The sequence below is a fragment of the Brevibacterium sp. LAARM3_SD1 genome (genome assembly GCF_057364765.1).
In genome coordinates this window covers 41880-57546 of the sequence record NZ_JBNFOL010000017.1, presented here as the reverse complement: position 1 = coordinate 57546, position 15667 = coordinate 41880, and the positions used below count along the sequence as shown (strand labels likewise).

Annotated in this window: 13 protein-coding genes and 1 pseudogene; 11 read left to right on the top strand and 3 right to left on the bottom strand. The window is 61.0% G+C overall.

The features are described 5' to 3' along the window. Positions 1-129: 129 nt before the first annotated feature. The 4 genes from AC2W7L_RS11025 to AC2W7L_RS11010 all read left to right on the top strand — a co-directional run bounded on the left by AC2W7L_RS11025 (position 130) and on the right by AC2W7L_RS11010 (position 5798). The gene (locus tag AC2W7L_RS11025; protein ID WP_486004506.1) at positions 130-1011 is read left to right on the top strand and encodes an SDR family NAD(P)-dependent oxidoreductase; all 882 of its coding nucleotides are present in this window, start codon (positions 130-132) and stop codon (positions 1009-1011) included. Between the two features lie 253 nt (positions 1012-1264). Beyond that, positions 1265-2203 (top strand): hypothetical protein, encoded by a 939-nt coding sequence (locus tag AC2W7L_RS11020; protein ID WP_486004505.1) that lies wholly within the window; start codon positions 1265-1267, stop codon positions 2201-2203. A 350-nt stretch (positions 2204-2553) separates the two neighbouring features. Next, complete coding sequence (pabB, locus tag AC2W7L_RS11015) at positions 2554-4980, top strand: aminodeoxychorismate synthase component I (protein WP_486004504.1); 2427 nt, start codon at positions 2554-2556, stop codon at positions 4978-4980. Further along, positions 4977-5798, top strand: coding sequence for an aminotransferase class IV (locus AC2W7L_RS11010; RefSeq protein WP_486004526.1), 822 nt, complete (start codon positions 4977-4979; stop codon positions 5796-5798). Before pabB ends, AC2W7L_RS11010 begins: the two co-directional genes overlap by 4 nt. Before the next feature lie 24 nt (positions 5799-5822). Here the strand turns inward: AC2W7L_RS11010 and AC2W7L_RS11005 are convergent. Beyond that, positions 5823-6383, bottom strand: a pseudogene (locus AC2W7L_RS11005) (transposase); the annotation flags it as partial. A gap of 558 nt (positions 6384-6941) precedes the next feature. After that, entirely contained in the window at positions 6942-7253 is a 312-nt protein-coding gene (locus AC2W7L_RS11000; protein ID WP_486004503.1) for a putative quinol monooxygenase, read from the bottom strand. A 107-nt stretch (positions 7254-7360) separates the two neighbouring features. On the opposite strand from AC2W7L_RS11000, the gene AC2W7L_RS10995 reads away from it, so the two are divergent. Continuing rightward, positions 7361-8302: a GlxA family transcriptional regulator gene (locus AC2W7L_RS10995; RefSeq protein WP_486004502.1), complete on the top strand. Its 942-nt coding sequence runs from the start codon at positions 7361-7363 to the stop codon at positions 8300-8302. Positions 8303-8667: 365 nt separating this feature from the next. Here the strand turns inward: AC2W7L_RS10995 and AC2W7L_RS10990 are convergent, their stop codons facing one another. Then, complete coding sequence (locus AC2W7L_RS10990) at positions 8668-9480, bottom strand: aspartate/glutamate racemase family protein (protein WP_486004501.1); 813 nt, start codon at positions 9478-9480, stop codon at positions 8668-8670. Between the two features lie 11 nt (positions 9481-9491). On the opposite strand from AC2W7L_RS10990, the gene AC2W7L_RS10985 reads away from it, so the two are divergent. From AC2W7L_RS10985 to AC2W7L_RS10960, 6 genes are all read left to right on the top strand, one after another. After that, complete coding sequence (locus tag AC2W7L_RS10985) at positions 9492-10523, top strand: LysR family transcriptional regulator (RefSeq protein ID WP_486004500.1); 1032 nt, start codon at positions 9492-9494, stop codon at positions 10521-10523. Beyond that, positions 10520-11026, top strand: a complete 507-nt coding sequence (locus tag AC2W7L_RS10980) for a TRAP transporter small permease (RefSeq protein WP_486004499.1) — start codon at positions 10520-10522, stop codon at positions 11024-11026. The genes AC2W7L_RS10985 and AC2W7L_RS10980 overlap by 4 nt, the downstream gene beginning before the upstream one ends. Beyond that, positions 11023-11937: a TRAP transporter large permease subunit gene (locus AC2W7L_RS10975; RefSeq protein WP_486004498.1), complete on the top strand. Its 915-nt coding sequence runs from the start codon at positions 11023-11025 to the stop codon at positions 11935-11937. Before AC2W7L_RS10980 ends, AC2W7L_RS10975 begins: the two co-directional genes overlap by 4 nt. Beyond that, positions 11934-12629 (top strand): TRAP transporter large permease subunit, encoded by a 696-nt coding sequence (locus AC2W7L_RS10970; RefSeq protein ID WP_486004497.1) that lies wholly within the window; start codon positions 11934-11936, stop codon positions 12627-12629. Before AC2W7L_RS10975 ends, AC2W7L_RS10970 begins: the two co-directional genes overlap by 4 nt. A 138-nt stretch (positions 12630-12767) precedes the next feature. Beyond that, positions 12768-14045 carry a TRAP transporter substrate-binding protein DctP gene (dctP, locus tag AC2W7L_RS10965; RefSeq protein ID WP_486004496.1) on the top strand — a complete coding sequence of 426 codons (1278 nt, stop codon included), beginning with the start codon at positions 12768-12770 and terminating at the stop codon, positions 14043-14045. Between the two features lie 246 nt (positions 14046-14291). After that, complete coding sequence (locus AC2W7L_RS10960; RefSeq protein WP_486004495.1) at positions 14292-15554, top strand: AbiH family protein; 1263 nt, start codon at positions 14292-14294, stop codon at positions 15552-15554. Positions 15555-15667 lie beyond the last annotated feature (113 nt).

Genomic DNA, 15667 nt, shown 5'->3' with positions numbered 1-15667 from the left:
TCTGTTGTATTCGCTCCGAGCATCGCAGCAGCGAGCACGCGAGCAACCGAACGCGCGGGCGTGAGCACCTGTTCCGCGCACCTGGACAACTGACCACCCGCACCCGACCAACACCGAGGAGTCCCGATCATGTCCGAGAAGCTGCCCTACGGAACCAACATGCCCACGACCGGCGGAGCCTCTGAAGCGACAGCGGTTCCGTCCGAGACGATCGCGCTCATCACCGGCGGTGCCCGCGGAATCGGGCGTCACCTGTCGGAGGCGTTCGCGAAGGCCGGGTATGACGTGATCGTCACGGCCACCTCGGCGGAGAAGGCGGAAGCTGCGGCTGAAGAGATCGCTGAATCGACCGGGGGAACGGTGACCGGTGTCGGTCTGCGCACTGATGACATCACTGTGGTGAACCAGCTGCGTGACTCTGTCGCTGAACTCGAGAAATCGACGGGGAAGCGTCTGCAGGTGCTCATCAATAATGCCGGGCGCATCGAGTCGACCGAAGGGCCACTGTGGGATGCCGATCCGGAGAGCCTCAAGGGCGTCGTCGACGCTAACGTCACCGGGGTTGCGCTCATGATTAATGTCGTTGCACCCGTTCTGATGGCGGGCGCCGAGGCGACCGGACGTCCCAGCAGGATCATCGACCTCAACTCGGGATCGGGAGCGCAGGGGACTCCCGCGTACGCCGTGTATTCGGCGTCGAAAGCGGCACTGTTCCGCATCGCCGATTCGGTTGTTCACTTTGGTCACGACAAGGGGCTGCGCATCTTCGAAATGGCACCCGGTGTCGTCGAGACCGCGATGACGAAGTCAATGCCTGTCCACGACTTCCGTCAGGGCGATGACTGGACCTCGCCCGAACAGGTCACGGGTCTCGCCTTGGCTCTGGCCTCGGGGACATTGGACGCGTTCACTGGACGGTACATCCGCGCCGGTGCGGATTCGGAGGAGTCGCTGCTCGCCGAGGCGGCCGATGGTCTGTCAGATCCGGATCGTCGCCTCGTACTCGGCTGACGAAGCGCCGTGCCCAATTAGTTAGGCGCGGTGGAAACAGGCGAAGTCGCTGTAGTTGACCCTTGCGCCTTTGCGGGAGTTAAATTCACGGAAACATTCACCGCGTGCAAGTTTGTGAAACTTTCTCAGTCTTGTCTGTAGTAGATTGATAACGTTTGCGTAACCATTGCAGTAGTGGTATCCGATTGGTCAATTGTCACCTCGGCCGTCCTCTATTCTGGTTCTAGTTTCAACTTTCTAGTGTCGAGGTGACATGAGCCAGAACCCATCCCCAGATAATAGGCCGCACCAGCAGAACGTTCATGCTCAGCAGCCTCAGTACGCCCAGCCGTCGGGCGCTGCATTTGAGCCTGCCTACCCACATCAGGGTGGAACCTACGCCTATGGCAATGGTAGTGGTCAGGGTCCCGCGACCGACCAGACCAGGCGAAAGCGCGGCAAGAATGTGATGGGCATCATCGCTTTTGTTCTTGCGTTGATCGGTTTCATCTTTGCCTGTATTCCAGGCGCGCTCATTGTCGGATGGATCCTCCTTCCGATTGCTTTCTTGCTTTCGATCATTTCCTTCTTTTTGAAAGGCAAGAAGGGATTCTCTATTGCTGCTCTGATCATTTCGGTGGTTGGAACTATTGTCGGAATCCTCGTGTTCTTTTTTGTAGTGGCATCATCGTTCGACGAAGCGTTCAGCGATGATGTCTCCGCCGAAGCGCCTGCGCAGGAAGCTGACAACGCGGTAGTCGAAGAAGGAGATGACTCGGCCGAAGAAGGCACTAGGGAAAACCCCTATGCAATCGGCACCAAGATCAGCTCCGATGAGTGGGATATGACGATCACCGATGTGACGCTGGACGCCACTGACGAGGTTCTCGCTGCTGACGAGTTCAATGAGAAGCCGGAGTCGGGGAACCAGTACATGGTGATCGACGTCAAGCTGACTTATCAGGGCGACGAGCCGGGCGGGTCAATGCCGATGTCGACCGTTGAATACGTATCGGCAGGTGGAAACACCTTCGACGGTCTCGACGACCTGGTGATAGCGCCGAATGCGCTAGACGAGGCCGAGACGCTTTACAAAGGCGCGTCCACGGAGGGGTCCATCGCTATCAAGATACCGAGCGAGGACGCTGAGTCAGGCGTGCTCGCAGTGAGCCCTGACATGTTTGCCGACAAGGTATTCGTCAAAGTCAAGTAGTTCAACACGCGTCGACTAGACCACATTTTGCCCGACGCGCAATCCAATAGGGATCGGTGCCGCACAAGTGCGGCACCGATCCCTTTTGAATGTTCAGCAGTATTACGAAGAATCAGATGGGCATGTTGTTCGGCAGGCTCGGTGCCTGGTCGAGCGGGCAACGCTCGAATTGACCCGTTATCGTCCATACTCAGAGAATGACTTAAGCGATTTGCGCCTCGGGGCTGAGAACCAGAACGCTGGTCGAAATCGATTAACCAGACTGAGGTCAATATTCGCATCGATTGTTCGAGCCTGAGTCCAATTCTGAGTTGTCGCAATGGCGATCAGTTTCTGTCGAGGAGGCCCTTGTGGTTCGTACGTTGCTCATCGACAATGCGGATTCGTTCACGCTCAACCTCTTCCACCTCCTCGCAGAGGTGAACGGGTGCGCGCCGACGCTTGTGCCCAATGACTGGGCTGAGTTCGAGATGAGCGTGCTCGACGAATTCGACAATGTTGTCATCTCGCCTGGGTCAGGAACACCAGAAAGATCGGCAGACTTCGGCATTTGCGCCGAGGTGATCGAGCATTCCACGATCCCGGTACTTGGCGTATGCCTCGGCCATCAAGGCATCGCTTATGTGCACGGGGGAGCCGTGGTGCACTCTCCGGAGCCTAGACACGGTCGGGTCTCGGCGATCCGGCATACCGAGACCGAGTTGTTCGCCGGGATCCCCTCGCCGTTTTCGGCGGTGCGGTACCACTCCCTCGCAGTGACCGACTTGCCCGATTGTTTGGAGGCAACAGCGTGGTCCGAAGACGGAGTCATCCAAGCGCTCCGGCATCGGTCCAGGCCACAATGGGGAGTCCAGTTCCATCCGGAATCGATCGCCTCCGATGAGGCTCGGACCCTGCTGCGGAAATTCGCCGAGCTTACTGCGGCATGGAACCGGGGGACTGAGCATCAGGATGACGGTTCGGTCAATGAGGCGTGGGATGGCGAGGAGATTGTCTCGAAATCTGACCTCCTTGCAGGGACGTGCGCAGCGCTCAATCGGTCCGAAGCGACTCCCCACCCTGCTGACGATCGGCACCACTACATTCTCGACACCGATGTTCTCCCTCAGACATTCACCGACGAACGTCTCTTCGCCGAGCTCTTCGGTGACGAACCTGAGGCCGTTTGGCTCGACGGGAATTTACCTGGCAATGACTCGTCCCGGTTCTCGATCATGGGTGCGCCGACCGGTCCGCTGAGCAGAGTAGCGACTGGCTCTGTGCCGGAAGGGGTAGTCGAAGTGCGTTCGGCCGGTGACGAGTCAGAGAATGTGACTGAGTCGTCCGGATTCTTTGACTGGCTCGAAGCCGAACTCGCAAGCGCGACCGTTGCGGTGACCGGCGAAAGAACAGAAGCGCAAGGCATCAAATCCACTTTTCCCGGCTTGAGCGCCTTAAGCCACGATCTGCCGTTCGAATTCCGACTCGGGTGGGTCGGCTACCTTGGCTACGAGCTCAAGACCGAGGTCGGCTCGCCGAACCTGCACGATTCCGACCTGCCTGACGCCGTCATGATGTTCCTTGATCGCGCATTGGTCATCGACCACGACACCAATAGCATTCACCTTCTGGCACTGCGTCAGGCCGACGACCAAACTGGCCACGCCGCAAACCAGGTCTGGCTCGACCACACACGCACACGGATCGCATCGATCCCCACCGATGAAGTCAGGGATGCTGACCAACGCCGGACCACCTCGGCGAAGGCCGACACCGCAACCCCAGAGGAACGGCGCAATCCAGCCCTCGAGGCACGGCACAGTCGGCACGACTACCTCGACCTCATCGACCAAGTGCAAGGGAAGATCACCGATGGCGAGACCTACGAAGTCTGCCTGACGAACATGCTCGAAGGCACCGCCAACCCGCACGAAACTCCGCTGGATATGTATCTGCGGCTGCGCGAAGACAATCCGACGCCGTTCGGGGCGTTCATCCGCACGCGTGAAGCGGCGATTCTCAGCACGTCGCCGGAGCGGTTTCTGCGCATCGGTGCCGACGGTCGGGTCGAGTCGAAGCCGATCAAGGGCACTCGCCCCAGGGGAGCGAACCCGGACGAGGACGAAGCGATCAAGGCGGAGCTGGCCGCCTCGGTGAAGGATCGATCGGAGAATCTCATGATCGTCGATCTCGTGCGGCACGATCTCGGGCGCACGGCCGAGCTTGGATCGGTGCAGGTGGACACGCTGTTCGGGATCGAGTCGTATGCGACGGTGCATCAGATGGTCTCGACAGTGAGTTCACGCTTGGCTGAGGACGCCAGTCCGGTGGCGTGTGTGCGGGCGGCGTTCCCACCAGGGTCGATGACTGGGGCGCCGAAGCTGCGGACGATGACGACCATCGAAGAGCTCGAGGCCGGCCCGCGTGGGGTGTACAGCGGAGCAGTCGGGTATTTCTCGCTCGGCGGTGCCGTCGATCTCAGCGTCGTCATCCGCACGCTCGTCGTTCAGGGTGAGACTCTGAGTTACGGGGTCGGCGGAGCGATCGTTGCGCTCTCGGATTCCGAGGAGGAGTACGAGGAGACAGTGGTGAAGGCGGCTCCGGTGCTGAGGCTGCTCGGTGGAGTGGAGTTCCCCGGCGAAGTGGTCGTTCATGGGGAGGATCCGTCCGCGTGGGGGACGCGCATCCGTTCGACTGAGCAAGTATGCGATGGTGGCTTTCATACCATGATTCCCGCCGAGGAGGCCGGACCGACCGATACCGCTGTGGCCGAATACTCGGGTGGAGTTGAGCGATGAACGTGTGGCTGTGGAATCAACAGGATCACCGTTTCGAGGAGCCTACGACGGACATCAGCTCATCGAAACTGATGGCCGCCGATTCGTGGCTTGTTGAAGACGGGCGGGTACGAGCGTTCGACCTCCATCGGACACGGTTCGGTGATGCTGCTGCGCAGGTGGGGATGGGTGATGTGATCACCGACGATTTCTGGGCGGCAGTGGTCGAGAAGATCCCGGCGAAGGGGGAGTGGTTCCCGCGCGTAGATGTCCTCGACGTTTCTCCTGACGCCGAACGTGAGTTGGCATTCCGGTTGCGACCAGCACCGACTCGGACGCAGGAGTTGAAGGTTCTCATCCCGCCATATTCCGACCCGCGAATCACTCCGAATCGGAAAGGCCCGGACATCGCATTGCTTGAGCGTGTGCGGGAGGACGCCGGTGAGCAGTACAGCTGTGACGAGGTATTGCTCATCAATGGGGACGGGTACGTCATCGAGGGAGCGACGACGAGCCTGCTGTGGTGGGATGAAGAGACGCTCTGTGCACAGGACCCGGAGTTGGGCGCACTGCCGGGAGTCACCTCGGCGGTGATCCTCGAGGAGGCTCGCGCTCGGTCGGTTCCGATCGAGTTGCGTCGAGTGCGGCCCGAGGAGCTTATCGAGCACGAAGCATGGCTCGTCAACGCGCTCCACGGGATTCGGCGAGTGAGCGAACTCGTTGACGGGCGTGACCTTCACGACAGCGTGCAGCGCGGCGATGAGCCGAATCAGATTTGGGCTGGGCATCGAGGCGGGCCCCATGCGGATGCGGTCCGGCTCGGCCGTTGGCGTGCGTGAATGGTTGGAAACGATTAGGGTCGCTCCGGGCATGTAAAGGCTCCGGGCGATGTAGTTGGTCAGGTTGCGGAACCCGAGTGCGGAGCCGCGCAGGTGTTCGAGCCGTCCGTTGAGCGCCTCGGTCGGCCCGTCGCTGGTGCCGGGTCGTTCGAAGTAGGCGAGCACGTCAGCGGCTCGCTTCTTCAGGGTCCGGCCCAGGGTGGTGAGCTCGGTGAGCACCTTGGGGACGCCGGCGCTGAGGTCGGTGACAGCTTCTCCATGAGCTCGCGGCCACGTTGCCGGTCCTCGTGGCGATAGGCAGCGATCATGCGCTGGTAGACACCCCAGGCCGCCTCGACCTCGACGTGAGCGTCATCAACGAACAGCGTGCGTAGCCTGTCTCTCTGCTTGTCGGTGAGCAGGTCCGTGCCGGTGTGCAGCGTGCGCCGCGACTTCTAGAGCGGGTCGTCCCTGAACCCACGGTGCCCGTGGATTGCGAGTTGGACCGCGCGGCGACCTGTCGAGGGCGTCACCGGCCTGGCGCACGATGTGGAAGGGATCCATCACCGTGACCGCGTCCGGGATCTCCTCTGCCGCGGCGGCCGATGCGCCCGGCCGACCTACACCGTCATCTGAGAAGACCCCTGAAACGTCTTCGACGACGGGACCGGCGAGGAGGAGGGCGCGGTGAGCTAGAGGAATGGAGCTTGCTCGGCTTCGACGCCGCCGCAAGCTCCGGTGAAACGATCGGTACTGGTCGGTCTTCGTCGGTCACCACCGGATGGCAGCGTCCCCCACGCTCGGCGTGTGCGCAGGTCAGCGGCTCGTTCGCCCAGTGGACGCATCAAGCGATAGACGCAAAGCCGACGTGATTAGGTCGTCGGTTCGATTCCGACAGGCGGCTCCGGCGAAAAGCCCCTGACCTGCGGAAACGCAAGGCAGGGGCTGTTCTGTTCTGGTGGTCGAGCGATGCGCTGGCCTCACGGCTCTGCCCGACACCGACGTCGCTCTCCTCTGCGACGGACCCCTCGCCGGCTGAGCGCTCGCGGCCGCCATCCTGTGCGTGTGCCGATAGGCCTCGCACCGCTCGGCAACGCAGCATGGCGTTGCGTCGCGACCTGGCGACGGGCTCGGCGGGGCGCGATCGTCTCGTGCGTTGGCGGACTACGGGAGCTTGGACGCGAGGACGTCGGCAGCCAGGATCTCGGGTGCTGCGCTGAGGAGGTGCTGGTTGGCCATCAGAGCTGCGACGATGGCGCCGTTGGCGTGGGCGTCGCGAGCGGCCTCGTCGGGGAATGCATCGAAGATCCAGAAGGTGTCGGCGTCGGTCCTGACCGCGAACCAGACAATCGTTCCTACTTCTTCGTTGGCGAGTGCGACAGCGTCGGCGAGCAGATCGGCGACCGCGTCGTGCTGTCCATCGGCCGCGACGATCTTGGCGACGAAGGCATACGGAAGTGATGCGGGTGTTGACATGAGGGACTCTCCTTGAAGTCGTGTTTCTTCGTGTGACGAGTTCAGCTTATGACGAGCAAGGGCCGGTGGGTAGTGGCGTATACGGCAGTATTGCTATTGTTTACGTCATGCGTATTGGACTGATCGCGATTGACGGCTGCTTCGGTTCGGCTATCGCGTCGATCATCGACATCGTGCGGGTGGCCGACGGAGCCCGCGGCGATGTCGACCCGCGGATCGACCCGATCGAACTCGCCATCCTCGGACCGAAACGGCGAGTGGCCACGACGGCATCGATGACCCTGTCGGTGGACCACCCGCTGTCGGAGTCCGCAGAATTCGACGTGGTCGTCGTCCCTGCGCTTGGAACCCTTACGGCCGCCGCTACCAACGACGCCCTCCAGAGCCGAGATGCTCGTTCGGTCATCGCCTCGCTCGGGCGCCTCGACGAGGCGACCACCCGGATCGCCGCGGCGTGCACCGGCGTGTTCGCTGTCGCCGAGACCGGACGGATGCATCATCGGCGGGCGACGACCAGCTGGTTCCTGGGGCCGGAGTTCCTGAAGCGCTATCCGACCGTCGCCCTCGATCTCGACACCATGGTCGTGGCCGACGGGAACCTCGTCACCGCCGGCGCCGCGTTCGCCCACATCGACCTCGCGCTCTCACTCGTGCGATCGATCAGCCCCGACCTGGCCCAACACGTCGCCAAGCTCCTCATCATCGACGAGCGTCCGTCGCAGGCGGCCTTCGTCGCCTACGAACATCTCCGGCACGAGGACCCGATCGTCGTCGAGTTCGAACGCTTCGTGCGCGCCCGCCTGGACGAACCGTTCAACGTCGCCTTCGTCGCGCAGTCGCTCGGCACCAGCCGGCGCACACTCGAACGACGAGTCCGTGCGGCGCTCAACCTCACTCCGCTCGGCTTCGTCCAACGGCTTCGCATCGAACGAGCTCGGCACCTCTCAGCAACCACGGACCTCACCTCCGCCGAGATCGCGCTACGGGTCGGCTACGCGAACGCCGAGACTCTGCGCTCCCTCCTGCGTAGGGAGCGACGCCGTTCCTGACCTATCGCCATGCCTGTAGCCGGTGTGCTAGTGCTCGACTGGAACCACCTCTCAGCACGTCGCGTAGCCGCTCCTGCGTCGCCCCTGGACGACCCACTCGACACGCCCGCAGCACAGGCCATGTGACGTGTCCCGGCCTCCCGGACGGTCGGGGTCGGGTGGCTGTGATGTCGCTGCGTTCTCGTCGAGAGGATCAGCAGACCCGATCAGAGTCGATTGGGATAAAACGCGAAGGAGGTTAGGTCAGGGCGGCCGAAGCCGGCCGGCGGGGCAGCGTCGGACACTCCATTTGAAGGCGCACCGTTCTTGACCGATGCGTTTTGGCTCGTGGCGATCACCGTTCCGATCGTCGCAGTCTCCGATGTTCAATGCCGAATGGTTACAGGCTCGTCCGCCATTATCCACTCGACGATTGCGGAAACATGAGCATCGACCGAGTCGAGGGCCGGTAGGGGAGCGGTCTCCGGTGGGACTAGCAGGCCGATCTCCGTGCACGACAGGGCCACAGCGTCAGCGCCACGAGCCTTGAGGTCGTTCATGATTTCGACATAGCGAGCGCGCGATTTGTCCGTGAAGATGCCTTGGGTGAGCTCATCCCAGATGATCTGGTCGACCTCAAGGCACGTCTCCTCATCGGGTACCAGAGTCTTGATACCCTGCGCTTCGAGCCGGCCCGTGTAGAAATCCTCCAGCATGGTCCATCGGGTGCCCAGAACGGCCAAAGTTGAGTATCCCTGTCGCTTCGCCATCGTCGCGATCGAATCGACCATGTGAATGAGAGGCGCATCGACTGAGGCCTCGATCGCCGGGGCGCACTTATGCATGAGATTGGTGGCAATCGCGACAGCTTCGGCGCCGCCATCGACCAAACGCTGCGCCGTCGCCGTCAGGGATGCATCATTACCTGCCCAATCGTTGGCCTCCTGCAGCTCCCGGATATCCGCGAAATCGCACGAGTCGAGGAGGATCTGCGCCGAATGATGACCGCCGAGCTGCTTCGCCACCGCATCATTGATCTTCGTGTAGTACTCGATGCTCGAATGCCAGCTCATTCCACCCAGCAGACCGATCCTGCGCATACTCCCACTCCTCAAATCAGCAGTTAATTCACGACGACTACTTCCAGTGTGGTGCGCATCATCTGCCTCCGGTAGACCCAGTTCGCTCTGCTCTGACATAAGCTGGACTTATGGCTAATGTCTTCGAGCAGGCTCTCGACCTCGGCGAGCCCAAACGCCTCCTCATCTTCGGCGCCATCGCCGAATCCGGCAGCATCGGCGCCGCAGCCCGCGAACTCGGCTGGTCCCAACCAGCACTGTCCCAACACATGAATGCGCTGGAAAAGGACCTCGACGTCACCCTCTTCGATCGCACCCCACGCGGCATCCGACTCACCACTGCCGGCCAACTCGCTCGCATTCGCTCAGGCGAGGTGGCCGCCTCGGTGACGGGATTGCGCAGTGACCTTGCGAAAGCCTTCGGCCTCGGCGGACGCAATGTCCGGCTCGCCGGATTCCCCAGCTTCGTCATCGGTCCACTGGCCGCAGCACTCGGCAGGCTGGAAGCAAACGCGGGCACACAGGCTGACTCACCGCTTCACCACTCCTACGAAGTCTCCGAGGCCGAACCGCCCGAAGCACTGCGGATGCTCGACGACGGTGCCATCGATATCGCTTTCCTCTTTCATCACGAAGACGAAGCCCCGCCTGAGCTGGCCGGACATATGACTGTCGACCTCAGTGCCGACCACCTCGACCTGCTCGTACCCGAACGCTGGAACCGAGCCGGACAGATCCAACACCTCAACGATGTTGCCGAACTGCCGTGGATCATGGGGTGCGTGCGATGCCGATCCACCGCCGAACGCCTCTGCCGCACCGCCGGCTTCGAACCCCGAACCCGGCACATCACCGACAACCCCGGCGCCATCCAATCACTCGTCTCCAATGGACTCGGTGTCGCGTTGCTCCCTCGAAGTGCCCGCCGCTATTCTCAGATTCCGGGTATCGACCCCATCGCCCTCGCCGAGGCCGGCGCCCGTCGCGTCACCGCGATGATCCCCGACGGTCTGGCTGACGCCTCCGAAGTCGTCGACCTGATCGATGCGTTGCGAGCTTCCGACGTCACCGGCGGTGGGGCAGGCGCGGATGGCATCGCCCCAGCCGTAAACAGTGCAGGCGCCACCGGCACCTTGACCGACGGCTACAGTGACTCCCGATGAGCACGTTCACCAAAGTCCTCGATAGATGGCTGACGATCACCACGGCCGCGGCGATCATCGTGATGATGCTCCACATCGTCACCCACGCCCTAGCTAGGTCGCTCTTCCACGCCCCGCTCTACGGCACCAATGAGATCGTCGAATACTGGTACCTGCCGATCGTCGCCCTCCTCGGGATCCCGGCTGCGCAGTTGCAGAAGGAACACATCACCGTGACCATGGCCGTCGAACGAGCGAAACCTGCGACTGCTGCAGTGTTCACGGTCTTCGCGTGCATCCTTGGCGCTCTTGTGTCCGCGGCCTTCGCGTGGTTCGGGCTGATGAAAGCCCTGGAGAACACGGCAATCGGATCGACCGCCGACGTCTCCGCCGTCATCACCTGGCCCGTGTATTTTCTCGTGCCGATCGTGTTCGTCCTCCTCGCGGTGCTCTACATCCTCGACGCCGTTGCCATCCTCCGACGCAGCAACACCAGCAACACCGAAGCAGGGGAGGGGCAGTGAACGCGAATACCGACCTCACCGGCGCACCCTTGCCGCCAGAAGACTCCAACACAGCGAGCATCACCGGCGCCATCACCCAGAAACCCACCACGGCTCTCTTCCCGAATGGCTCCCGTCGCGAACGCCCCGGCGCACTCGTCTTGACCGTCGGGTTCGGGCTCGTCACCGTCTGCCTGGTCGGCCTCTTCACCAGCCCAACTGCCGCCATCGGAGGTGTCTGGTGCATCGGGATGATGCTCGTCCTCCTCTTCCTCTCCGTGCCCGTGGCCATCGCCTTGTCGGTGCCGTCGATCATCGGCGTCTACGCCGTGTCCGGGATCCCGGCGACGATGAACATCCTGGCCACCGCCCCATTCAGTGCCGTCTCGGACTGGACGATGAGCGTACTCCCCATGTTCATCTTCATGGGCATGCTGCTGACCCAATCCGGACTCTCCGCCAAGGTCTACCGCGTCGCCGACCACTGGTTCTCCTGGCTGCCCGGCGGCATCGGCATCGGCACCACCTTCGCCGGCGCAGGCCTGTCCGCAGTGACCGGGTCGACGATCGGCATGACCTACGCCCTGGGACGCGCAGGCATTCCCGAAATGCTCAAAGCCGGCTACGACAAACGGATGGCCGTCGGCACGATCATGGTCTCCGGCATGACCGGCAACCTCATCCCACCCTCGATCCTCATGGTCGTCTACGCCGGCATCGCCTCCGTGCCCGTCGGCCCCGCACTCATGGCCGGAGCCGTCCCCGGAATCCTGCTCGCAGTGTGCTTCGCTGCCTTCATCTTCGCCCTCGGCGTCATCGCCCCGAGGCTCGTCGGCCGCGGCCCGGCGCCCGGAACCCAACGAACGCCACGGATAGCCCAGGCAACGCCACCCGCCCCACAACAACCTGGCGCGACCGCTTCACCTCCTTGACCGGGATCTGGGGCTTCGCGGTCATCCTCGTCGTCCTCTTCGGCGGCATGTTCTCCGGCATCTTCACCCCCACCGAGGCCGGAGCCGCCGCCGCACTCTGCTCACTCCTGCTGTGCCTGTGGGAAAAACGCGGCGATGGGCCGTGGCGTAAGGTTGCGGAATCGGCCATGGATACGGTGGCGGCCACCTCGGCGATCTTCTTCATCATGATCGGCGCGACCATGCTCACCAGCCTTCTCGCCATCACCGGACTCGCGCCCATCCTCACCGGCCTCATCACGGACCTCGGACTCTCGCGGATCGGATTCCTGCTCGTCCTCATCGTCCTCTACATCGTCATGGGCATGTTCTTCGACACCCTGTCGATGATGCTGCTGACCATCCCGATCCTTCTGCCCACCCTCGAAACGATGGGGGTGAGCCCGCTGTGGTTCGGAGTCTTCGTCGTCCTCCTCGGCGAGTTCGCGATGGTCACCCCGCCGGTCGGTATCATCCCCTACATCGTCCACTCGATCGCGAAGAACCCCGAGGTCAACCTCGGTGCCACGGTCACGCTGCGCGATATCTTCATCTCCCTGCTGTCGTTCCTGCCCGTCGGTGTCATCTTCCTCGTCCTCATGGTCGCCGTGCCCGGAATGACCGAATGGCTGCCCGACCTCATGAGCCGCACCAGCGGGGGAATGTCCGGATAGACCTCGCCGAGGCGGCCCGTCCACCCGTGCCCTGTGTCGTCTGGGGCTGCCGCAGGGTGTGAGCGGACTCATGGTTAGGTTCACCTCATTCAGGCATATGATTGGAGGGAATTCTCAGCGTTTGCTCAAAGGAGACCCATGAAGCGCATCCGATCGGCTGCTCGTCCCGTTCAGGCCATTGCGGCCGTCGCCTCGCTGGCACTGTTGGCCGGATGCGCCGGATCCGTCGGCGGCGACGGATCCGGTTCGGGCGACTCCGCGGGGGAGGGCTTCGCCTATGACGCTTCCCAGGATGAAATCGATGAGGCTCTGGCCGACCTTGACCCGGTGACGATCAAGTTCCAGCCGTCGGCGATGTCGGAGAAGTCGATCCTTGCACCCAACGGCCTCGACGTGAAGAAGGCCATCGAGGAACGCTCGGGCGGAAAGATCACCGTCGACATCGTCTGGGGACAGGCGATCGCCAGCTACGAAGACGTCGATGACGCCCTGGCCGATGGCCGAGTCGACCTCGCGTTCACTCTGCCGTCGTACACCCCGGCCGAGTACCCAGCCTTCGACGCGATCGGCACGGCCATGTCGACGCTGCCGTCCTCACCGGTGGCCAGCGATCTGGCGGCGAACGCGGCCGGAGTCCAGGCCGCGTGGGAGACACCCGAGGTGCTCGAGGAATTCGAGAAGAAGAACCTCGTCCCGCTCATCCCGATGCTCGCCGCCGGTGGGTATTCGACGATGTGCTCGAAGCCGATGACCTCGCTCGATGACTGGAAGGGCAAGCAGGTGCGTGTCGGTTCGGCCGCGGCGGGCAAGCAGGTGACCGATCTGGGTGCGACTCCGGTGTCGCTGTCGTTCCCGGAGACCTATGAGGCGCTGCAGCGCGGAACCGTTGACTGCGACCTCGGACAGCTGGCGCCGAACGTTGAGGCCGGTACTTTCGAGGTCGCCCCGAACATCGGTGTGGCCTCAGACGCGGGCATCGCTCGGTCGGCTGGCGCAATCACGGCGGGCAAGAAGTATTCGGAGCTGCCGGTTGCCTACCAGCAGGTCATCTTCGATTCGATGTCGACGACGTTCTCCACGATGATGGAGGTCGTCATTGGAGCGAAGGCGCAGGCGGTCGAGCAGGCGAAGGACAACGACGGTTCGGTCAAGCCTTTCGACGATGACGTGCAGAAGCAGATGGCTACCTATGCGAAGACGCTGTCGGACAAGACCGCCGAGAAGGCTTTGATTCCGGATGCGCCGAAGACGCTGGGCACCGCTGGAACCGAATGGGCAAAGTCCGTGTCCGAGCTCGGTTACGACGACAAGGGTGACTTCGCCTCACTCGACGAGTGGTACCCGGAGGACGCCTCGTACGACAAGCTCGGCGACGAACTGTTCGAGAAGGTCATGGCCGAGCATCGGCCGGAGTGAATGGGTTCCTCACTAACGGTAGTTTTTAAGCTTAACTGTGATTCTTGCAGTCCCTTGCTTCATTGTCTGGCAGTTTTTTGCAGCCTTCAGTATCTGAAGAACGAGTGAAAGTGTCTACAGCTATGTCAAATAGCGAAACAGTCCACGGTGGGAGCGACGTCCGAAAAACATCTGACATTTTAGTTTCATCTAAGAATGAAGTGTATGATTTATGTCGGGTGGTCGGTCAACTGAAAGGAAACTGTCGTGTCATGGATCACCGGCGCTACGAATGAGGATCTTAAACTAGGTGGTCTTGGCCCTGGATTTACTAGATACTCTTGTGACGAGTTCGACCGACTGTCTCGACAACATAATATTATGGTCCTCGTCGGAAATGGCTTTGATATTCAAGCTCTTCATGATTATTCGCGACCGACGGATTCTCGTTATGAGCCCTTTTATCATTATCTGAAGATGCGGAACTTCAGATCAGGCAATGAAATTCTTAAGTGCATGGAGGAAGCTCTCGCCTGCCACCGTCAATACGGAGGATATGCCAACTGGAGTGATATCGAAAACGCTCTGTCAGTTGCCCTCGAACGGAATCCGGGACGTATTGAAAGCGTTGCTGAGGACCTCAGGGAAATCCAGACAGCTTTTGCCCAGTTTCTACAAATGGTTGCGCCGAGTGCCCTCCTGGATGAGATTGGTGAAGATGCGCGGAGGTACTCGTGGGGAAGTTCGAGTTTATCGGAATTTTTAGCCGATATCGTTGATCCTGAGGATTTCAAGGCCCTGGAATTCCCTAAAAGGGTCAATCACTACGATCTTTTCAATTTCCAGTTTATCAATTTTAACTACACAACTTTGCTCGACAACTGCATTTATCTCGACCAGGCGCAGTTTGATCCATTGAAGCACCGGACCGTAGATACGAGCTTTTTATTTAAAAATGATCCTCGTAGTCATTGGGCGCCAGGTCATCCGCCCGATTATGGATATTCGAGCTACGTGGTTAGCAATGTGGTTCACCCGCACGGAATCCTTAGTACACCTCGCTCACTTCTCTTTGGTATAGACGCGCCCGACAATTACAAGAATAGGCGCAATCCTCTCGACCGATTTAGTAAGCCATATTGGTCTCAGGCTCACGCATTGTTCCGCAATCAGTTTATGCAAACTGATCTATTTATCATTTTTGGGTGTTCGCTTGGGGCCAGCGATGGATGGTGGTGGCGAAACATTGTTCGTTCATTGCGGGCCACGAAACGGCAGACATACTCTCAAGATCATTCGGTTTCTCCTGGGGAAGTGGTCGAAGAACGCGCCGAACTGATTATTTACCGTCGCCAGGATGCTGACCAGCACACTGTTGAATCGGTGCGGGATCGCTTTCTTGATGTTGCGTCGGTTGGAGAGGAAGCTGGCGACCGGAGGGAACTTGCAGAACGTATACGGGTAATTATCTATGATGATGAAACACCTAGAACTTTTCTGAACACAAGATCTCCAGAGTCACCTGGTTGAGTCGATGCCGACGGTCGTTCTAGGTTGGTTCAAACCAAGGGCGCAAGACTTTCGGAAAAGGTGGATTCATCTCCGCCTCAGCTCTACCGAGCCATTTGAGTCATCGCAAACTC